The organism is Pseudomonas sp. Sample_24 (genome assembly GCF_004307605.1).
Classification (GTDB): Bacteria; Pseudomonadota; Gammaproteobacteria; order Pseudomonadales; family Pseudomonadaceae; genus Aquipseudomonas.
This window is the reverse complement of sequence record NZ_RCNW01000039.1, coordinates 1-4,532: the sequence shown is the minus strand read 5'-3', so window position 1 is coordinate 4,532 and position 4,532 is coordinate 1. Positions and strand designations below refer to the sequence as shown.

Annotated in this window: 4 protein-coding genes; all 4 read left to right on the top strand. The window is 60.1% G+C overall.

The genetic code is table 11. The annotated features are described in order from the left end of the window. A partial coding sequence (locus D8V06_RS01915) for an ornithine carbamoyltransferase (protein WP_130930330.1) occupies window positions 1–888 on the top strand: 888 nt, incomplete at its 5' end. A 150-nt stretch (window positions 889–1,038) separates the two neighbouring features. Then, on the top strand, window positions 1,039–1,968 hold the full coding sequence (gene arcC, locus D8V06_RS01910) for a carbamate kinase (RefSeq protein WP_056852645.1): 930 nt from the start codon (window positions 1,039–1,041) through the stop codon (window positions 1,966–1,968). 12 nt (window positions 1,969–1,980) lie between these two features. After that, window positions 1,981–2,343 (top strand): DUF5064 family protein, encoded by a 363-nt coding sequence (locus tag D8V06_RS01905; protein WP_056852646.1) that lies wholly within the window; start codon window positions 1,981–1,983, stop codon window positions 2,341–2,343. Between the two features lie 203 nt (window positions 2,344–2,546). After that, window positions 2,547–4,055 (top strand): sigma-54-dependent transcriptional regulator, encoded by a 1,509-nt coding sequence (locus D8V06_RS01900; RefSeq protein WP_056852647.1) that lies wholly within the window; start codon window positions 2,547–2,549, stop codon window positions 4,053–4,055. Window positions 4,056–4,532 lie beyond the last annotated feature (477 nt).

The window sequence follows — 4,532 nt, the reverse complement described above, 5'->3', positions numbered from 1 at the left end:
CAGCACCTCAAGGGCAACAACATCGCGCTGATCTTCGAAAAAACCTCGACCCGCACCCGCTGTGCGTTCGAAGTCGCGGCCTATGACCAGGGTGCCAACGTCACCTACATCGATCCCAACTCTTCGCAGATCGGCCACAAGGAAAGCATGAAGGACACCGCCCGCGTACTGGGGCGCATGTACGACGCGATCGAATACCGTGGTTTCAAACAGGAGATCGTCGAAGAACTGGCCAAGTTTGCCGGGGTCCCGGTGTTCAACGGTTTGACCGATGAATATCACCCGACGCAAATGATTGCCGACGTGCTGACCATGCGTGAACACGCCGACAAACCGATCCACGACATCAGCTACGCCTACCTCGGCGACGCCCGCAACAACATGGGCAACTCGCTGCTGCTGATCGGCGCCAAGCTCGGCATGGACGTGCGCATCTGCGCGCCGAAAGCCTTGTGGCCGGCGGACGATCTGGTGGCACGCTGCAAACAGTACGGTGAAGAAAGCGGTGCCCGCATCACCCTCACCGAAGACCCGAAAGCCGCCGTCAAAGGCGTGGACTTCATTCACACCGATGTCTGGGTGTCGATGGGCGAACCCGTGGAGGCCTGGGCCGAGCGCATTCAGCAACTGCTGCCTTATCAGGTCAACGCCGAACTGATGAAAGCCACCGGCAACCCGCGCACCAAGTTCATGCACTGCCTGCCGGCCTTCCACAACAGCGACACCAAGGTCGGCAAACAGATCGCCGAACAATATCCGCACCTGAAAAACGGCATCGAAGTGACCGACGACGTGTTCGAGTCGCCGGCCTGCATCGCCTTCGAGCAAGCGGAAAACCGCATGCACACCATCAAGGCGATTCTGGTGTCGACGCTGGCTGATTTGTAAGGACTGCCCCCAAACGATCGTTCCCACGCTCTGCGTGGGAATGCCGCCACGGACGCTCCGCGTCCGATGTGACGCGGAGCGTCACCAGATGCATTCCCACGGGGACCGTGGGAACGATCCAGGATCACCGACTCTAAAAGGACAACCACCATGCGTATCGTCGTTGCACTGGGCGGTAACGCCCTGCTCCGTCGGGGTGAACCGATGACCGCTGACAACCAGCGCGCCAACATCCGGATCGCCACCGAGCAGATCGCCAAGATCCACGCCGGCAACCAACTGGTCATCGCCCACGGCAATGGCCCGCAGGTCGGGCTGTTGTCATTGCAGGCCGCGGCCTACACCTCGGTTTCTCCCTATCCGCTGGACGTGCTCGGCGCTGAAACCGAAGGCATGATCGGCTACATCATCGAACAGGAACTGGGCAACCTGCTGGACTTCGAAGTGCCGTTCGCGACCCTGCTGACGCAGGTCGAAGTCGATGCCAATGACCCGGCCTTCCAGAACCCCACCAAACCCATCGGCCCGGTGTACACCAAGGCCGAGGCAGAAAAACTGGCTGCCGAAAAAGGCTGGGCAATCGCCCCGGACGGCGACAAATATCGCCGGGTAGTCGCCAGCCCCAGACCGAAACGCATCTTTGAAATACGCCCGATCAAGTGGCTGCTGGAAAAAAGCAGCATCGTGATTTGCGCCGGCGGTGGCGGCATTCCGACCATGTACACCGCCCCCGGCAAGCTCGAAGGTGTCGAGGCGGTCATCGACAAGGACCTGTGCTCGGCGCTGCTGGCCGAACAGCTTGAAGCCGACTTGCTGGTGATCGCCACCGACGTCAACGCGGCGTTTGTCGACTTCGGTAAACCCACCCAGAAATCCATCGCTCAGGCTCACCCGGACGAAATGGAAAAACTCGGCTTCGCCGCGGGCTCCATGGGACCAAAGGTGCAGGCAGCCTGCGAGTTCGCACGCCATACTGGAAAAGTCGCGGTGATCGGCTCACTCGCCGACATCGAATCGATCGTCCAGGGCAAGGCTGGCACCCGCATCAGCACCGCGACACCTGGCATTACCTACCTGTAAGGAGAGACGTGAATGGCACAATTCGAGCCGGGACACTTGCACATCGAACGTCATGCGCTGACCCCGGATGATGTCAGCTACAACGTGCACCTCGATTATGAAGTCAGCAAGAATGCCAAAGGGGAAAAAGGCATCCAGTTCACCTTGCATGGCAGCATTCAGGGCAAGGACGTGTCGGAGCCGTTCTTCCTGCCGAAAGAGGAAGCCTACAACTTCGCCAGCAACGTGACGAAAATCGCCGAAAAGTACGGAATTCCCAAGACCCACAGCCAGATCGGCTCTGTCCACAAGCATTACGATCTGATGTTTGAAGACATCCGGCAGCAGTTGAATATGAAATCCGGCGACCCGGTCAACCTCGAACACTTCGAGTAACTCAGGTACCTCTGCTGATCGTTCCCACGCTCCGGCGTGGGAATGCATCCCCTGACGCTCCGCGTCAGTGTGGACGCGGAGCGTCCATGGCAGCGTTACCACGCAGAGCGTGGGAACGATCATCATCCCGCTCTGGATTTCACCTTACCCCTGCTCCAAGGCATACTTGCCACCCTCCGTAATCCAGAACCCGAAAGCGTCCCATGCGTATCCACGTCAGCTTCATCGACCGCGTCGGCATTACCCAGGAAGTCCTGGCCCTGCTCGGTGGGCGCAATCTCAATCTGGATGCGGTGGAAATGGTCCCGCCCAACGTCTATATCGACGCGCCGACCCTGAGCCCGCAAGTGCTCGAAGAGTTACGGGATGCGCTGTTCAGCGTGCGCGGCGTGCAAGCGGTCACCGTGGTCGACATCCTGCCCGGCCAGCGCCGACACCTGCAGCTCGATGCGTTGCTGGCGGCCATGACTGACCCGGTGCTGGCATTGGACAGCGCCGGCAAAGTGCTGCTGGCCAACCCGGCATTGATCGCCCTGTACGGTCGCGAACCGGCCGGTGAAAGCATTGCCGAGCTGTTTTCCGATCCGGCGTTGCTCGACGCCCTGCTCGAACACGGTTTTCGTCTGCCGCTGCGCGAAATCACGGTCAACGGCCAGACTTTATTGCTGGATGCCACGCCCATCACCGACGCTGGCGCGTTGCTGACCCTCTATCAACCCAATCGCATTGGCGAACGGCTGTCGGCGCTGCACCACGACCACGCCGAAGGTTTCGATGCGCTGCTGGGTGAATCGCCGGTCATTCGCACGCTCAAAGTCCGCGCACAACGGGTGGCGGCCCTCGATGCGCCGCTGTTGATCCAGGGCGAAACCGGCACCGGCAAGGAGCTGGTGGCCCGCGCCTGTCACGCCATCAGTGCGCGGCACAGCTCGCCGTTTCTGGCGTTGAACTGTGCGGCCTTGCCGGAAAACCTCGCCGAAAGCGAACTGTTCGGCTATGCACCCGGCGCCTTCACCGGCGCGCAACGGGGCGGCAAACCGGGGCTGATGGAGCTGGCCAACCAAGGCACGGTATTTCTCGACGAGATCGGCGAGATGTCGCCGTACTTGCAGGCCAAATTGCTGCGTTTTCTCAACGACGGCAGCTTCCGGCGGGTGGGCGGTGATCGCGAGGTCAAGGTCAACGTTCGTATCCTCAGTGCGACCCACCGCGACCTGGAAAAAATGGTCAGCGAAGGCCTGTTTCGTGAAGACCTGTTCTATCGGCTCAACGTGCTCAATGTCGAAGTGCCGCCGCTGCGCGAACGTGGCCAGGACATCCTGTTGTTGGCCCGCTATTTCATGCAGCAGGCGTGCGCCCAAATCCAGCGTCCGGTCTGTCGCCTGGCGCCGGGCACTTATCCGGCTTTGCTCGGCAACCGCTGGCCGGGCAATGTGCGGCAACTGCAAAACGTAATCTTCCGCGCCGCCGCCATCTGCGAAAGCAGCCTGGTGGACATCGGCGACCTCGACATCGCCGGCACCTCGGTGGCACGCCAGAGCGATCAGGACGTCGACAGCCTGGAACAGGCCATGGACGCGTTCGAGAAAAACCTGCTGGAAAAACTCTACGTCAGCTACCCCTCGACCCGCCAACTGGCCAGCCGCCTGCAAACCTCGCATACCGCCATTGCTCATCGGTTGCGCAAGTACGGCATCCCCAATAAGCCGTAGAGCGTTTGATTGATCGTTTGATGATCGTTCCCACGCTCCGCGTGGGAATGCAGCCCGGGACGCTCTGCGTCCCACAGCGTGACGCAGAGCGTCACAAGAGGCATTCCCACGCAGAGCGTGGGAACGATCTATTCAAAAGCGACCTCCACCTGTACTGAAAGCGCTACAGCGGAACGATATCGCTACACTCCGCCCCGATCACGGCTGCGCAAGGCTTTGATCCACCTCAGCTTTTATCCTTGATAATTGCCGTATCGATTTCGCTACAGCGCCCCCTCACCCTGGAACTCCGAACCCCGCTAAATCATTGATCCAAATAAGAAAAACAACATTGGCCGTGTTCTTGCTAAGTAGACGCTCATAACCAGGGCATCGCCCAAGCATTCAATCGCGTCCACCAGACGAGTCTGGCCCCTTAGGAGTTTCCATGAGCGAGTTGCGTTTTACTGAAGATCACGAATGGCTGCGCACCGAAGC